Source organism: Curtobacterium sp. MCLR17_042, assembly GCF_003234695.1.
Taxonomy (GTDB): domain Bacteria; phylum Actinomycetota; class Actinomycetes; order Actinomycetales; family Microbacteriaceae; genus Curtobacterium; species Curtobacterium flaccumfaciens.
In genome coordinates, this window is record NZ_QKTD01000018.1 from 1 (window position 1) to 14,623 (window position 14,623).

Annotated in this window: 12 protein-coding genes; 5 read left to right on the top strand and 7 right to left on the bottom strand. The window is 70.9% G+C overall.

Going from position 1 to position 14,623, the window contains the following annotated elements; genetic code table 11:
• Positions 1–35 precede the first annotated feature (35 nt).
• Complete coding sequence (locus tag DEJ02_RS15695; RefSeq protein ID WP_111033722.1) at positions 36–617, bottom strand: hypothetical protein; 582 nt, start codon at positions 615–617, stop codon at positions 36–38.
• A 114-nt stretch (positions 618–731) separates the two neighbouring features.
• Between DEJ02_RS15695 and DEJ02_RS15700 the strand changes: the two genes are divergently transcribed.
• On the top strand, positions 732–1,172 hold the full coding sequence (locus DEJ02_RS15700) for a GNAT family N-acetyltransferase (RefSeq protein WP_027465835.1): 441 nt from the start codon (positions 732–734) through the stop codon (positions 1,170–1,172).
• A gap of 76 nt (positions 1,173–1,248) precedes the next feature.
• Here the strand turns inward: DEJ02_RS15700 and DEJ02_RS15705 are convergent, their stop codons facing one another.
• Positions 1,249–5,031: a multifunctional oxoglutarate decarboxylase/oxoglutarate dehydrogenase thiamine pyrophosphate-binding subunit/dihydrolipoyllysine-residue succinyltransferase subunit gene (locus tag DEJ02_RS15705; RefSeq protein ID WP_181440395.1), complete on the bottom strand. Its 3,783-nt coding sequence runs from the start codon at positions 5,029–5,031 to the stop codon at positions 1,249–1,251.
• Between the two features lie 177 nt (positions 5,032–5,208).
• Here DEJ02_RS15705 and DEJ02_RS15710 point away from each other — a divergent pair, with 177 nt between their 5' ends.
• Positions 5,209–6,648, top strand: coding sequence for a GuaB1 family IMP dehydrogenase-related protein (locus tag DEJ02_RS15710; RefSeq protein ID WP_111033723.1), 1,440 nt, complete (start codon positions 5,209–5,211; stop codon positions 6,646–6,648).
• Positions 6,649–6,742: 94 nt separating this feature from the next.
• Here the strand turns inward: DEJ02_RS15710 and DEJ02_RS15715 are convergent, their stop codons facing one another.
• The 4 genes from DEJ02_RS15715 to DEJ02_RS15730 form a co-directional block, all read right to left on the bottom strand.
• Complete coding sequence (locus tag DEJ02_RS15715; RefSeq protein WP_027465832.1) at positions 6,743–7,780, bottom strand: hemolysin family protein; 1,038 nt, start codon at positions 7,778–7,780, stop codon at positions 6,743–6,745.
• A complete protein-coding gene (locus DEJ02_RS15720; RefSeq protein WP_111033724.1) occupies positions 7,777–9,177 on the bottom strand; it encodes a hemolysin family protein in 1,401 nt (466 codons plus the stop codon). Before DEJ02_RS15720 ends, DEJ02_RS15715 begins: the two co-directional genes overlap by 4 nt.
• Before the next feature lie 156 nt (positions 9,178–9,333).
• Positions 9,334–10,416, bottom strand: a complete 1,083-nt coding sequence (locus DEJ02_RS15725) for an NADH:flavin oxidoreductase/NADH oxidase (RefSeq protein WP_111033725.1) — start codon at positions 10,414–10,416, stop codon at positions 9,334–9,336.
• Positions 10,417–10,425: 9 nt separating this feature from the next.
• Positions 10,426–11,058 (bottom strand): HAD family phosphatase, encoded by a 633-nt coding sequence (locus DEJ02_RS15730; RefSeq protein ID WP_071244826.1) that lies wholly within the window; start codon positions 11,056–11,058, stop codon positions 10,426–10,428.
• A 24-nt stretch (positions 11,059–11,082) separates the two neighbouring features.
• Between DEJ02_RS15730 and DEJ02_RS15735 the strand changes: the two genes are divergently transcribed.
• Complete coding sequence (locus DEJ02_RS15735) at positions 11,083–11,943, top strand: ADP/ATP-dependent (S)-NAD(P)H-hydrate dehydratase (protein WP_111033727.1); 861 nt, start codon at positions 11,083–11,085, stop codon at positions 11,941–11,943.
• A gap of 265 nt (positions 11,944–12,208) precedes the next feature.
• Here DEJ02_RS15735 and DEJ02_RS15745 read toward each other — a convergent pair whose 3' ends face one another.
• On the bottom strand, positions 12,209–12,919 hold the full coding sequence (locus tag DEJ02_RS15745; RefSeq protein ID WP_111029191.1) for a YceI family protein: 711 nt from the start codon (positions 12,917–12,919) through the stop codon (positions 12,209–12,211).
• An 83-nt stretch (positions 12,920–13,002) separates the two neighbouring features.
• On the opposite strand from DEJ02_RS15745, the gene DEJ02_RS15750 reads away from it, so the two are divergent.
• Positions 13,003–14,316, top strand: a complete 1,314-nt coding sequence (locus tag DEJ02_RS15750; protein ID WP_111033729.1) for a glycosyltransferase 87 family protein — start codon at positions 13,003–13,005, stop codon at positions 14,314–14,316.
• Positions 14,313–14,621 (top strand): thiamine-binding protein, encoded by a 309-nt coding sequence (locus DEJ02_RS15755; protein WP_111033730.1) that lies wholly within the window; start codon positions 14,313–14,315, stop codon positions 14,619–14,621. The genes DEJ02_RS15750 and DEJ02_RS15755 overlap by 4 nt, the downstream gene beginning before the upstream one ends.
• Positions 14,622–14,623: the final 2 nt, after the last annotated feature.

Sequence of the window (14,623 nt, forward strand, 5' to 3'; positions counted from 1 at the left end):
GGTTCGGGTGGGGCGGATCAGGGTGGGGACGGGGATCAGTCCGTCTGCGCTTCCCACACGAACGTGGTGCCGGCCTCGGACGACTGCACGGTGTTCGGCGCGCCCTCGCTCAGGTCGTAGCTGAAGCGGTAGGTCGTGCTCGCCGTACCCGTCGCCGGCTTCCACGCGTCGACACCGGTGCCGAAGGACTCGGACGCCATGAGGCCGGCGAGCGTCCCGTCGTGCACGGTCGTCGTCGTGGTGAACGTGCTGCAGTCGTCGGGGGTGCCGAGGCTGCCGCGCTCGACCGTCAGGCCGACGTGCTCGGCGAGTGCGTCGTCGTCGGCCGGGTCGGTGGTGAAGAGCTTCACGGTCGAGGCGTTGGTGGTGTTCGCCGTCACGGTGATGCAGTTCGATCCGGCGGAGCCGGGCACCAGGTCGTCGACGTCGAACAGCGCGACGCCCTGGTCGTCGTCGGTGAGGGAGACGGCACCGGTGCGCCAGCTGTTCGCGGCGTTGTCGGTGCTGCTCGAGAAGGCGGCGTACGAGGCGGTTGCGATGAGGGCACCGCTCGCGACGACGGCGAGCGGGAAGGCGATCCAGGCGGCGGTGCGGCCGTGGCGGGAGGTGATGTGCATGGCTGTCCTGTCGGTCGGTTCACCCGGCGGGTGATATGACAGCAGCGTATATGAATATCAGTTGTTATGGAACCCCGTCGCAACACGACCGACGGCCCGGGTAGGTTGGCCGACATGACCCTCTCCGTCGAGTCGACCACCACCTGGTCCGACACGGACGTCGCCGACGTCGCCGCCCTCGTCCGCCTGCTCGGTCACGACGTCGACGATGCCTCGATGCGCGCCCGCCTCGACCGGCTCACCCCCGAAGCCGGGCACCGCACGTGGGTGGTCCGCGGGGACGACGGCCGGGTCGTCGCGGTCGCCGGCGCCCAGGTCACGTGGGCGTACGCCAGCGACGAGCCGACGGCGCAGCTGCTGCTGCTGGTCGTCGACGACACGGCCAGGAGGCTCGGCACCGGTTCGGCGCTCATCGGCACGTTCGAAGCATGGGCGGTCGAGCAGGGCGCACGTCGCCTCAGCGCCGTCAGCGCGGCCGCGACGGACAGCGCGCACCGGTTCTACCAGAAGCGCGGGTACCACGACGCCGGGGTGCGGTACACGAAGATCGCGTAGTGCCGCCTTCCTGGCGAACGTCGAAGCGCCCCGTGCGGGAGTCCCTCGGACTCCCGCACGGGGCGCTTGCTCGTGACTAGGCCGACGCGCTCAGTGCCGTGTTGATGACGTCGGCGGCCTCGTGCGCGGAGCGCTTCGAGGACCCCGTGGCCGGTGCAGCACTCGCCGAGCGGGCCGCGACGGACAACGGCCGACCGCCCAGGTGCGGCGACAGGTTCATGCAGACGAACGGCCAGGCGCCCTGGTTCTCCGGCTCCTCCTGCGCCCACACGACGTCGGCGTCCGGGTAGCCCGCCAGGACCTCGAGGATGCGGTCGAGGGGGAGCGGGGCGAGCTGCTCGAGGCGGACGAGTGCGACGTCGGTGACGCCGCGCTTGTCGACCTCGGCACGCAGGTCGTGGTGCACCTTGCCGGAGTGCAGCACCACGCGACGCACGGCGCTCTTGTCGGTGATCCGTGCGTCGTCCAGCACGGGCTCGAACGTGCCCGTCGTGAAGTCCTCGACCGCGCTCGTCGCCTGGCGGAGCCGGAGCATCGCCTTCGGGGAGAACACGATGAGCGGCTTCTGCGGACGGGCCCAGGCCTGCCGGCGGAGCAGGTGGAAGTACGACGCCGGGGTCGACGGGCGCGCGACGATCATGTTGTCCTCGGCGCACAGCTGCAGGTAACGCTCGATGCGTGCCGACGAGTGGTCCGGCCCCTGGCCCTCGTACCCGTGCGGCAGCAGCAGGACGAGGCCGGAGCGCTGTCCCCACTTCTGCTCGGCGGACGAGATGAACTCGTCGATGACGATCTGGGCGCCGTTCGCGAAGTCGCCGAACTGCGCCTCCCAGAGCACGAGCGACTCGGGGCGTTCCACCGAGTAGCCGTACTCGAAGGCCATCGCCGCGTACTCGCTCAGCAGCGAGTCGTACACGTAGAACCGGGCCTGGTCCTCGGTGAGGTTCGATAGCGGCAGCCACTCCTGGCCGTTCACCCGGTCGTGGAACACCGACTGGCGCTGGACGAAGGTGCCGCGTCGGGCGTCCTGTCCGGCGAGGCGGACGGGCTTGCCCTCGACCAGGATCGAGCCGATCGCCATGAGCTCGGCCATCGCCCAGTCGATGCCGCCGTTGCGCGTCATCTCGGTGCGCTTGGTCAGCAGCTGCTGCAGCTTCGGGTGGATCGAGAACCCGGCGGGCGGGTTGCTGTGCGCGTCGCCGATCGCCCGGACGAGCTCCTCCGACACGGCAGTCTCGTGCACCTCGACCTCGGAGTCGTCGCGCTGCGCGGCCGGGCGTTCGAGCCCCTGCACCGCACCGTCGTCGTCGACCTCGATGACCGGGATGGTGCCGGTCTGTGCCTCGTGCGTCTCGGCGAAGGCGCGTTCTAGGCGGTCCTGGAAGTCTCGGTGCGCCTCGTCGTACTCCTCTTGCGTGATGTCACCGCGGCCGACGAGGGCCTCGGTGTACAGCGTGCGGACGGAGCGCTTCGCCTCGATGAGGTTGTACATCAGCGGCTGCGTCATCGAGGGGTCGTCGCCCTCGTTGTGCCCACGACGGCGGTAGCAGATCAGGTCGATCACGACGTCGCGGTGGAACTCCTCGCGGTACGCGAAGGCGAGTTCGGCGACGCGGGCGACGGCCTCGGGGTCATCACCGTTCACGTGGAAGATCGGTGCCTGGATCGTCTTCGCGACGTCGGTGGAGTACACCGAGCTGCGCGCCGACTCGGGCGGGGTGGTGAACCCGACCTGGTTGTTGATGACGAGGTGGACCGTGCCGCCGGTGCGGTAGCCGCGGAGCTGCGACATCTGCAGCGTCTCGACGACCACGCCCTGGCCGGCCATCGCCGCGTCGCCGTGCACGAGCACGGGGAGCACACCGAAGCTGCCGGGGGCCTCGCGGTCCTGCTTGGCGCGGACGATGCCCTCGAGCACGCCGTCGACGGCTTCGAGGTGGGACGGGTTCGCGGCGATCGTCACCGGGATGCTCGAGCCGTCGGACGTGCGGAACACGCCCTCGGTGCCGACGTGGTACTTCACGTCGCCGGAGCCCTGACCGGACACCGTGCCCGGCAGCGAGGACCCCTCGAACTCACGGAAGATCTGCCCGTAGGTCTTGCCGGCGATGTTCGTCAGCACGTTCAGGCGGCCGCGGTGGGCCATGCCGATCGCGACCTCGGCCAGCCCGGCTCCGGCGGCGTGCTGGATCAGGGTGTCGAGGAAGGCGATGGTGGACTCGCCGCCCTCGAGCGAGAAGCGCTTCTGGCCGACGTACTTGGTCTGCAGGAAGGTCTCGAACGCCTCGGCCTCGTTGAGCTTGCCGAGGACACGGAGCTGTTCTTCCTTCGAGGGCTTCGAGTACGGCACCTCGATGCGCTCCTGCACCCAGCGACGCTGTTCCGGGTCCTGGATGTGCATGTACTCGATGCCGACCGTGCGGCAGTAGGCGTCGCGCAGGATCCCGAGGACGTCGCGGAGCGGTGCCGAGGTGGTGCCGGCGAGGCCGCCGGTGACGAACTCGCGGTCGAGGTCCCAGAAGGTCAGCCCGTGGCTCTCGATCTCGAGGTCGGGGTGCGTGCGCTGGCGGTACTCGAGCGGGTCGATGTCGGCCATCAGGTGCCCACGGACGCGGAAGCTGTTGATGAGCTCCTGCACGCGAGCGGTCTTGTTCACCCGGTGTGCCAGGTCGACGTTGATGTCGTTCGCCCACTGGATCGGCTTGTAGGGGATCCGGAGCGCGGCGAAGATGCCGTCGTAGAAGCCGTGCTCGCCGATCAGGCGCTCGTGCACGTGCTTGAGGTACTCACCCGAACCGGCGCCCTGGATGACGCGGTGGTCGTAGGTGCTCGTCAGGGTGATGGTCTTGCCGATGCCGAGCTCGACCAGGGTCTTCGACGCCGATCCCTGGAACTGCGCCGGGTACTCGAGGGCACCGGCGCCGATGATCGAGCCCTGCCCCTTCGTCAGACGCGGGACCGAGTGCACGGTGCCGATACCGCCCGGGTTGGTGAGCGAGATCGTCGTGCCCTGGAAGTCCGCCGGGGTGAGCTTGTTGTCGCGGGCGCGCTTGACGAGGTCCTCGTAGGCGGAGAGGAACTGGCCGAACGTCAGGGTCTCCGCGCGCTTGATGCTCGGCACCAGGAGCGAGCGGGTGCCGTCCTTCTTCGGGACGTCGATCGCGATGCCGAGGTTCACGTGCGCCGGGGCGACGACGAACGGCTTGCCGTCGCGCTCCTCGTAGTAGACGTTCTGGCTCGGGAAGTCCTTGAGCGCCTGCACCATCGCCCACCCGATCAGGTGCGTGAAGGAGATCTTGCCGCCGCGGGCGCGTCGCAGGTGGTTGTTGATGACGATCCGGTTGTCGATCATCAGCTTCGCCGGGATGGTCCGGACGCTCGTGGCGGTCGGGACGGTCAGCGAGGCGTCCATGTTCGACGCCAGCGTCTTCGCCATGCCCCGGAGCGGGGTCGCCACGTCCTCGTGGGTCTCCTCGTGGTCGTCGGCGGCGTCGTTCGCCTCGGCCGGGATCGGCTGCGGTGCCGGCTGGCGCGAGGTGGTCTTCGCCTGGATCGGGCCCGACTTCGCCTCGCCCGGGGTGTCCCCGGTGGCCGGCTGCTGCGTCGACGACTGCTGCTGGGCGGGTGCCTGCTGCGAAACCGGCGCCTGCTGCCCAGCCGGCACCTGCTGCGCGGGGGAGCCCGCCGGAGTCGGAGCGTCACCGACCTGCGTGCGGTGGTAGCTCTCGAGGACCGGCCACCAGGACTTGTCGACCGACTCCTTGTCCGCGACGAACTGCTCGTAGAGCTCGTCGACGAGCCACTCGTTCGCCCCGAATTCGCCCGCGGTCTCGTCCGTTCCGGTCAGATGGCTCGACACAGCCGATCGCCCACTCTCCGTCGATAGATGCTCGTGTGTGTCGTGCGGAGCAACCCTGCGCCGCACAGGTGCCAAGCCTAGCCGCTCCGACATGTCCGTTCCGTGTCAGCCGCGGCGCGAGTCGGCAGCCCCCGAGCACCCGGTCGGGGGCCTGACGGGAGCCGTACAGTGGAGCGCATGAGGTTCTACGAGACGCGGCCGACGCACGACCTGACCTACTCCGACGTCTTCCTCGTCCCGAGCCGTTCGGGCGTGACGAGCCGCTTCGACGTCGACCTGGCGGCGAACGACGGCAGCGGTGCCACGATCCCGATCGTCAGCGCCAACATGAACTCCGTCACCGGCCCCCGGCTCGCCGCCACCCTGGCCCGCCGCGGTGGTCTGGGCGTGCTGCCGCAGGACATGCACCTGCAGGACCTCGACGCCGCGATCCGCTGGGTGAAGGACCAGCCGGTCGACTTCGACACCGCCTACGACATGGGTGCGCAGACGACCGTCGCCGAGGCCCTCGAGCAGCTCCTGCCGGTGGCCGGCCGTGGTGTGGTCGTCCGCGACGCCGACGGCGAGTACCTCGGCTGCGTGCCCGCGACCCGCCTCGGCACCGCCGGCCCCGACGCCGTCCTGGGTGACCTGCTGCACGGCGCCTCGACCGCGATCGACGCCGAGGACGCCGGCACACCCCGCCACGTGTACGACGTGCTCTCGGCCGCTGAGGTCGACTTCGCGCCGATCATGCGGCACGGCCGGGTCGTCGGGACCACGAGCCAGACGAGCGCGATCCGCTCCGACATCTACACGCCCGCCGTCGACGCCTCCGGCCGGCTCCGGGTCGCCGCCGCGCTCGGCATCAACGGCGACGTCGCCGCCAAGGCGAAGGCGCTGGCCGCCGCGGGCGTGGACGTCCTGGTCCTCGACACCGCGCACGGTCACCAGGACGGCATGCTCCGCGCACTCCGTACGGTCGCGTCGCTGCAGCTCGGCATCCCGCTCGTCGCCGGCAACGTCGTCACCGCCGACGCCGTCGCGCACCTGGTCGGGGCCGGAGCGGACATCATCAAGGTCGGCGTCGGACCGGGCGCCATGTGCACCACCCGCATGATGACGGCCGTCGGTCGCCCGCAGTTCTCCGCCGTGCTCGAGACCGCCGCGGCTGCCCGCTCGCTCGGTGCGCACGTCTGGGCGGACGGCGGGGTGCGCTACCCGCGCGACGTCGCCCTCGCGCTGGCAGCCGGGGCGTCCGCCGTCATGATCGGCTCGTGGTTCGCCGGCACGCTCGAGGCCCCCGGTGTCCTGCGCCGCGACGCCGCCGGCAAGGCGTACAAGGAGAGCTGGGGCATGGCCTCGGCCAAGGCCGTGCGCGAGCGGTTCGAGCGGCTCGACCCGTACGAGCGGGCCCGCAAGGCGCTCTTCGCCGAGGGGATCTCGTCGTCGACGATCTACCTCGACCCGGAGCGTCCGAGCGTCGAGGACCTGCTCGACATGATCACCACCGGCGTCCGCAGCTCCGCCACCTACGCGGGCGCGTCGTCCCTCGCCGAGTTCTCCGAGCGTGCGCTGGTCGGCATCCAGTCCGCCGCCGGGTACGAGGAAGGCAAGCCCCTGCCCGTCAGCTGGTAGCGCGGACGGGGCGCGTCGCCCTGGTCGCGACCACGAACGAACGGGAGGCGCGGTGCCAGCTGGCACCGCGCCTCCCGTCCGTCTGCCGGTGGGTCTACCGGCGTCGGGTCGCGTCCTCGACCTCGCCCACCAGTTCTTCGAGGATGTCCTCGAGGAACAGCACGCCGATCGTGCGGCCGTCCGCGTCGAAGGCGCGGGCCACGTGGCGGCCGGCGGCCCGCATGGTCGCGAGCGCGTCCTCGAGGTCCATCTCGGTGTACAGCGAGATGAGCTGACGGATGCGCTTCGGCGGCACCGGGTCGTCGAACTCGTCCGGACGCAGGTCGATGACGTCCTTCACGTGCACGTAGCCCGTGGGGGAGCCGTCCTCGCCGACGAGCACGTAGCGGGAGAACCCGCGCTGTGCCACGGCGTGCTCGACGTCCGCGGGGGTGGCGTCGTCGGGCAACGTGACGAGCTCGGCCATCGGCACGGCGACGTCACGGACCTTCTTCTCGGTGAACTCGAACGCCAGGGCGAGCTTGCCGTCATCGGTCAGGGTGCCCTCGCGGCGGGACTGCTCCACGATGGTCTGCACCTCCTCCACCGTGAAGGCGCTCACCGCTTCGTCCTTGGGCTCGACGCGGAACAGCCGCAGCACGGCGTTCGCGACCTCGTTCAGGCCGACGATGACCCAGTGCAGGCCGTGGCCGATGTACCAGAGCGTCGGGACGAGCAGCAGTGCGGCGCGGTCCGGCATCGAGAACGAGATGTTCTTCGGCACCATCTCGCCGAACACCACGTGCAGGAACGACACGAGCAGCAGCGTGAACACGAAGGCCACGGTGCCGATCACCTCGGCGCTCCAGCCGGTCAGGTGCAGCGGGACCTCGAGCAGGTGGTGGATCGCCGGCTCGGACACGTTCAGGATGAGCAGCGAGCAGACCGTGATGCCGAGCTGGGTCGTCGCGAGCATGCGGGTGGCGTGCTCCATCGCCCAGAGCGTCATCTGCGCGGCCTTCGAGCCCTCTTCCGCGCGGGGCTCGATCTGCGAGCGGCGTGCGGAGATGACGGCGAACTCGGCCGCGACGAAGTACGCGTTGCCCATCAAGAGGACGACGAGCCAGAAGATCCCCCACCAGTCAGAGCTCATCGGGTGCTGCCCTTCGTCGTGGTGGCCGAGGCCTTCGTGATGGTCGGGGTGCTCTTGGTGGACGGGATGATGATCGCGGTCGCCGCCGTGTCGGTCGACGGGCGCGTCGGGGTCCAGCGGATGCGGTCGATCCGACGGCCGTCCAGCCGCTCGACGCGGAACACGCCGCCGTCCAGGGGCACCTCGTCGCCGACGACGGGCAGGCGGCCCAGCGTCGACATGACGAACCCGCCGACGGTCTCGTACGGGCCCTCCTCGGGCACCTTCACGCCGGCGCGGTCCTCGAGCTCGTCGGGACGCAGCAGACCGGGGAAGGTCAGCCAGTCGCGGGAGCGGACCACGTCGATGCGGGCGCGGTCGTGCTCGTCGGAGACCTCGCCGACGATCTCCTCGATCAGGTCCTCGAGCGTGACGACCCCGGCGGTGCCGCCGTACTCGTCGACGACGATGACCATCTGGTAGCCGCGGCCGCGGACCTCGGCGAGCAGGGTGTCGCCGGGCATGGTCTCCGGCACGCGTTCGGCGTCGGTCATGAGCGCCCCGACGGGGACCTCCGGACGCTTCTCGCGCGGCACGGCGACGGCCTGCTTGACGTGCACGATGCCGACGACGTCGTCCGCGTCCTCCTCGATGACGGGGAAGCGGCTGAAGCCGGTCTTGCGGGCGAGGGCGATGACGTCCTCGGCGGACTCGGACACGCGGATGGTGGAGAGCCTCGGGCGCGGGGTCATCACGTCGCTGGCGCTCAGCTCGGAGAACGAGATGGTGCGCTCGAGGAGCGTCGCGGTGTCCTGTTCGAGCGAACCCTCGGATGCCGACCGGCGCAGCAGCGAGGTGAGTTCCTCGGCGCTGCGGGCACCGGAGAGTTCCTCCTGCGGCTCGATGCCCAGCGACCGGAGCACGGCGTTCGCGGTGCCGTTCAGCAGCGCGACGGCGGGCTTGAAGACCGTCGTGAACGCGATCTGCAGCGGGACCACGAGCCTGGCGGTCTGCAGGGGCAGCGCGAGCGCGAAGTTCTTCGGCACGAGTTCGCCGAGGATCATCGACAGCAGGGTCGCGATGACGAGCGCCACGATCGAGCCGACGGTCTCGACGATGCCCTCCGGCAGGTTCATCGCCAGGAACGGTGCCTCGAGCAACTTCGCGATCGAGGGTTCGAGCAGGTAGCCGGTCAGCAGCGTGGTCAGCGTGATGCCGAGCTGTGCGCTGGACAGGTGCGTCGAGGTGACCTTCAGCGCGCCGATGACCGGCGCGAGGCCGGCTTCACCGCGGTCGCGCCGCGCTTCGACGTCGGCGCGGTCGAGGTTGACCAGCGCGAACTCGGACGCGACGAAGACACCCGTGCCGAGGGTCAGCAGGATGCCGCCGATCAGCATGACGATGTCGATCGGACTCATGATTCACCCCCGTTCGCGCACAGGGATGACGTGCAGCTCACCGAGTGAGCGGCGGATGAGTGAGGCGAAGAACTATTCGGGGGATCGTCCACAGTGCTGCCAATCGTACTGCCTGCGCGGTCGCCGGACCGTGAATCCGTACAGAACCGACCGCGGCTAGGCCGTGATCCGCGCGCGGTGGTACTGCTGCGGCTCGTAGTCGACGGGCACGCGGAGTTCCAGCGCGGCACGGAGCGCGAACGACGGGTCGCGGAGCATCTCGCGACCGATCATCACGACGTCGGCGAGGCCGGTCGCGACGATCTGCTCGGCCTGGAACGCCTCGGAGATCATGCCCACGGCGATCGTCGGGATGCCGGCGTCGCGCTTGATCGCCGCGGCGTGCGGCACCTGGTAGCCGGGGCCGACCGGGATCGGCGCGCTCGCGACGTTGCCGCCGGTCGACACGTCGGCCAGGTCGGCGCCGTGCTCGGCGGCCCAGCGGGCGACGACGGTGGTCTCGTCGAGCGTGAGCCCGCCGTCGACCCAGTCGGTGGCCGAGAAGCGGACGACGATCGGGAAGCCCTCGCCGACCTCGGCGCGCACGGCGTCGACGACCTCGAGCAGCGCGCGGGCACGGTTCTCGAGCGAGCCGCCGTACTGGTCGGTGCGCTGGTTGCTCATCGGCGAGAGGAACTGGTGCAGCAGGTAGCCGTGGGCTGCGTGGATCTCGACCAGGTCGAACCCGGCCTCCACCGCGCGGCGGGCGGACTGCGCGAAGGCGAGGGCGACGACGCGGATGTCCTCGACCGCGAGCTCGCGCGGGACGTCGTAGCCGTCGAAGGCCACGGCCGACGGCGCGACCGTGGTCCAGCCGCCCTGGTCGGCGGGGACGGTGCCGTGCGTGGTGTCCCAGGGGCGGTAGGTCGACGCCTTGCGCCCGGCGTGTGCGAGCTGGATGCCCGCCGCGGCCCCCTGCTCGTGCAGGAAGTCGACGATCGGCTTGAACGCGTCGCGCTGCTGGTCGTTCCACAGCCCGAGGTCCTGCGGGGTGATCCGTCCCTCGGGCACGACGCCCGTCGCCTCGACGACGACCGCGCCGGCGCCGCCCTTGGCGAACCCGCCCAGGTGCACGAGGTGCCACGGCGTCGGGACGCCGTCCTGCTGGTCCACCGAGTACTGGCACATCGGGGAGACCCAGATGCGGTTGCGGACGGTCAGGTCACGGACGGTGATCGGGTCGAACAGGGCGTGCGTCACGCGGGCTCCTCAGAGGACGGGTGCCGGCGCCTCGGCCAGTTCCGTCAGGAACGACCGCAGCGACGCCGGCGACGTGTAGTGGTGGCCGACCGCCCCGATTGCTTCCGCACCGGTGGCGTTCTCGGCCCTGTTGTCCACGAACACCATCTGACCCGGGTCGATTCCCAAGCGCGCACAGGTGTCGCGGTAGATGGATGCCGCGGGCTTCAGGACGTGCTCCTCGGCGCTCACCACGACGGTCTCGAACAGCGAGCCCATCGGGGAACGGCGGTACGGGTCACCGAAGTCGAAGCCCGCGTTCGAGAGCAGGGCCACACGGGTGCCGGCGTCGTGCAGCTCCTCGACGATCTCGAGGGTCTCCGGCTCGACCTCGAACCACCCGGTGAAGTCGATCGCCCAGAACCGGTGGATCTCCGAGATGCTCCAGGTCCGTCCGGTCCGTTCCGCGATCGCACGCCAGTACGCCACGACGGACAGGTCGCCGCGGTCCAGGTCGTGCCGGAGCTCCTGGTACACCGGGAACAGCTCGTCCGCCGGGACCCCGGTGGCGGCCACGAGGGCGTCCCGCGAGGCGTGTGGCGTCCGGCTGATCACCTCGCCGTAGTCGAAGACCACCACGCGACCAGGCAGGAACAGGCTCATGTGCTCCACCGTAACGTGGGGCCGGTGAACGACTTCGTGCCCGTCCGACCGTCCGATGCCGCCGCGTGGGTCACCGCGCCGACGGGGGAGTCCACCAAGTACCGCCGTGGGGTGCTCGGCATCGCGACCGGGTCCGACCAGTACCCCGGCGCCGCGGTGCTCGGGGTCGACGCCGCCGTGCACACCGGCGTCGGCATGGTCCGGTACGTCGGACCGTCACGCGCCACCGACCACGTGCTCACCCGGCGCCCCGAGGTCGTGTCCGGCGTCGGCCGCGTGCAGGCCTGGCTCGTCGGCTCCGGGATCTCGGCGCCGACGCTCGGTGACCTGGACGCGACGACGGCGTCGGGCTTCTCGCACGCGTCCGACGACGGCGTGCCGGTCGTCGTCGACGCCGGGGCGATCCCGCTCGTCGACCTCGGGCCGCTCGCCGTGCTCACCCCGCACGCCGGTGAGCTCGCTTCGTTCCTCGGGGCCGATCGCGCCGAGATCGAGCAGGACCCGGCCGCCGCAGCGCTCCGTGCGGCGGAGCAGACCGGCAGCGTCGTGCTGCTGAAGGGCGAGCGGACCCACGTGGTCACCCCGGACGGGTCGGTGCGGCTCGTGGCGTCCTCGGCGACGCCGTGGCTCGCGGCGGCCGGTGCCGGGGACGTGCTGGGCGGGGTCCTCGGGGCGCTCGTCGCCGCGCGGCAGGGCTCCGTCGAGGCGGCCGGTTCGTCGCTCACGCCGTCGGACCTCGCGCACCTGGCCGCGTCGGCCGCGGTGGTGCACGGGGTCGCGGCGCGGCGGGCCTCCGGCGGCGGACCGTTCCCGATGACGACGCTCATCGCCGAGCTGCCGGGGGTCGTGCGGGACCTGGTCGTGGACGGCGACGCGCGCGGGTAGTCACCGACGCGGAACGACGGTGTCGACGTCGTACGACATCGACGTCGTCGTTCGTTGTGCAGGCGCACCGTTGCGGACGCGCGGCAGCGACAGGGCCGACGTCGTACGACGACGACCGTGTCGCCGGTTGCGGACGCAACGCGCGTGGCCCGCACGGGTGCGGCCCCGGACACGACGACGGACGGCCGGGAGGCGCGGTGCCAGCTGGCACCGCGCCTCCCGGCCGTCGGCGGTCACGTCACGGGCGTGACGCGCGTCGCGGACGTCAGCTGGCGGGGGTCGCGTGCACCAGGAACTCGACGGAACCGGCGTCGTCGACCTTGACGAAGCCGAGGCTCGGGGCCTGCACGCCGTAGTCCGAGAAGGTGATCGGGACCGAACCGGAGATGTCGACGCCGTCGCCGTTCAGGCCGACCTGCAGCTTCGCGGTGACGTCCTTCGTGACGCCGTGCAGGGTGAGCTTCCCCGGAGCCGTCACGGTCGTCGTGTCGGAACCGCTCGGGACCGCGTCGGCGATCGGTCCGGTGAGTTCGAAGGTGGCCTCGGGGAAGGCCGCCGCGTCCATCGCGGAGTCGCGGAAGTAGGCGTCGCGCTGGTCGGAGTCGGTGGTGATGTCGGCGACCTGCACCGTGATCTTCGCCGCGGTGATGCTCGTGCCGTCGACGGTCGCGGTGCCGGAGACGCTGTCGGTGCGGCCGGTGACGGTGACGTCGGAGCCGTTCAGGACCTCGTGGACGCGGTACCCGGCCTCGGAGTCGCCGCCGACCGTCCACTCGCCGGACAGGTCCGTGTCGTCGAGGGTGGAGGCCTCGCGCGTCGCGGCGACGGACGGCGCGGCCGAGGCCTTCGCGTTCTCGTTGCTCGTGTAGACGTTCGTGAAGACCACCGCGCCCACGACGCCGAGGACGACGACGGCGGCGATGACGGAGATCCAGATGACGGCCTTGCGGCGCTTGCGCGGGGTGTCGGAGGTCACGAGCAGAACGGTGACACGTCATGCTCGGGAGACCCTGAGTCCGTGGCAGCCATCGCCCCCGGTCCGGCCGCTACGCTCGTCCGGTGCAGAGGACCTCGACCCGGTGGCTCGAACTCGCCGGCTTCGTCCTGGCGTTCGTCGCCGTGCACGGGTTCCTGTGGTGGCTGACCCTCGTGTCGGCGAACCTGCCGCTCGGTGACGTGACCATCACCTACAGCCGCTGGATCGAGACCGGGCGGACCGCGGACTTCTGGGTCGGCATCGACGGCGCCTGGGTGTACCCGATCCTGGCGATCGTGCCGATGGCGGCAGCGGCCCTCGGGGGAGTCGCATCGATCGGCACCGGCTGGCTGCTGCTGATGGTGCTGCTCGACGCCGCGGCGTGCGCGTTCCTGTGGCGGTTCCGGGCGCGTGTGGGATCGTCCGACCGTTTCGGCGTGCACGGGGTGCGGGTCGTCTGGTGGTGGCTGCTGTTCCTGCTCGCGCTCGGGCCGATCGCGCTCGGTCGGATCGACACCGTCGCGACGGTGTTCGCGCTGGTGGGCGTGGCGTTCGTGGCCTCGAGGCCGGCCGTCGCGTCCGCGCTCTTCACCGCCGGTGCCTGGACGAAGGTGTGGCCCGCGGCGCTCGTCGCGGTGCTGCTGCTCCTGCGTCGCGGACACCGCCGGGGTGTGCTCGCCGGGGCCCTGGTGCTGAGCGCCCTGATCGTGCTCGTCGACGTGCTGTGGGGCGGTGCGCCGTACCTGCTGTCCTTCGTCGGTGAGCAGACCGGCCGTGGGCTGCAGATCGAGTCACCGCTCGCGACGCCCTTCATGTGGGCCGCAGCCTTCGGCGTCCCCGGAGCGGCGGTGTTCTACGACCAGGAGATCCTGACCTTCGAGGTGTCCGGTGCCGGCACGTCCGCCGCCGCCGCGGTGTCGACGCCGCTGATGGCCGTCGTCGTGGTGGCCGGGGTCGTGCTCGCGCTCTGGGCCGCACACCGGGGTGCCCGTCGGGCCGAGCTCGCGCCGGTCCTGGCGCTGCTGTTCGTCGCGGCGCTCATCGCGACGAACAAGGTGGGGTCGCCGCAGTACATCGGCTGGTTCGCGGTGCCGATCCTCTGGGGCCTCGCGGCGGGTGCCCCGAGTGCGCGTCGGTTCGTGCCGATCGCGGTGCTCGCGCTGCCGATGGCCCTGCTCACGCAGTTGGTCTACCCGGGCTACTACGACCAGTTGCTCGGCGTGCAGCCGTGGATCCTCGTGGTGCTCACGGTGCGGAACGTGCTCGAGGTGGCGATCCTGGTGTGGAGCGTCGTCGTACTGGTGCCGATGGGACGAACTGCGGGGTCCGGACGGGTGTCGGCGCGCTCATCGTCGTCCGTGCGCGACCAGCCCGAGCCGGGCAGGATGGACGCATGATCGTCGCCTTCTCCGTCGCTCCGTCCGGTGGTCCCGCTGCAACGTCCGACGGGTCCGTGCACGACGCCGTCGCGGCCGCCGTGCGCGTGGTGCGCGAGAGCGGGTTGCCGAACTGCACCTCGTCGATGTTCACCGAGATCGAGGGGGAGTGGGACGAGGTCATGGACGTCGTCAAGCGCGCCACCGAGGCCGTCGGTGCGTACGGCACACGGGTGTCGCTCGTGCTGAAGGCCGACATCCGCCCCGGGCACACGGGCGAGATCGACGGCAAGCTCGAACGGCTCGAGGCCGCGCTCGGCGAGTAGCG

Bases quoted from the DNA above. Each gene is read 5' to 3' on its own strand.
- DEJ02_RS15715 (WP_027465832.1), bottom strand. From the start codon at position 7,780: ATGAGCTCTGACTGGTGGGGGATCTTCTGGCTCGTCGTCCTCTTGATG.
- DEJ02_RS15720 (WP_111033724.1), bottom strand. From the start codon at position 9,177: ATGAGTCCGATCGACATCGTCATGCTGATCGGCGGCATCCTGCTGACC.
- DEJ02_RS15700 (WP_027465835.1), top strand. From the start codon at position 732: ATGACCCTCTCCGTCGAGTCGACCACCACCTGGTCCGACACGGACGTC.
- DEJ02_RS15755 (WP_111033730.1), top strand. From the start codon at position 14,313: ATGATCGTCGCCTTCTCCGTCGCTCCGTCCGGTGGTCCCGCTGCAACG.
- DEJ02_RS15710 (WP_111033723.1), top strand. From the start codon at position 5,209: ATGAGGTTCTACGAGACGCGGCCGACGCACGACCTGACCTACTCCGAC.
- DEJ02_RS15695 (WP_111033722.1), bottom strand. From the start codon at position 617: ATGCACATCACCTCCCGCCACGGCCGCACCGCCGCCTGGATCGCCTTC.
- DEJ02_RS15730 (WP_071244826.1), bottom strand. From the start codon at position 11,058: ATGAGCCTGTTCCTGCCTGGTCGCGTGGTGGTCTTCGACTACGGCGAG.